Source organism: Treponema sp. R80B11-R83G3, assembly GCF_054786115.1.
On sequence record NZ_BDHF01000512.1, the window covers coordinates 1 to 430 of the forward strand.

1 protein-coding gene is annotated in these 430 nt (G+C 44.9%); it reads left to right on the forward strand.

Translation table 11 applies throughout. The annotated features are described in order from the left end of the window. The coding region (locus tag ACYVRH_RS14720) for a hypothetical protein (RefSeq protein WP_461257610.1) at positions 1-430 on the forward strand (430 nt) is incomplete at both ends.

The following is a 430-nucleotide window of genomic DNA, read 5'->3' on the forward strand; positions in this document are numbered from 1 at the left end:
ATGCAAGGCCTTGACTCTTATGACAAACTCCAGAAAAACGGCGATTTTTGCCTTTATGAAAAAGACGGCAAAAAAGGCTTGTATCATATCGCGTTAAATGCGAACCGCGCGGAATTGCTCTACGGAGTGGAAGTTGGCGGTAATCGGCTTACGCTTAAAAAAAGCGACGGCGGAACCGTGTTCAGCGGAATATACGCGGTCAATTTCGCCGACGGGTATGACAAGGGCGGCGTTTCCACTCTGCCATTTCTTGACGTGGAAAATAGAATGGCAGTTTTTGATGGCTCTTTGCTTTATTTCTTCTATATAAGTACAAATCTTAAAGAGCCGCGCTATGAATTGAAAGACGGTGAAATCGATCTGCTCATCGGATTGGGCGATGCCGTTCCCGTCCTTGATATTGCCCGGAGTTTTAAAGAAAGAAATAATT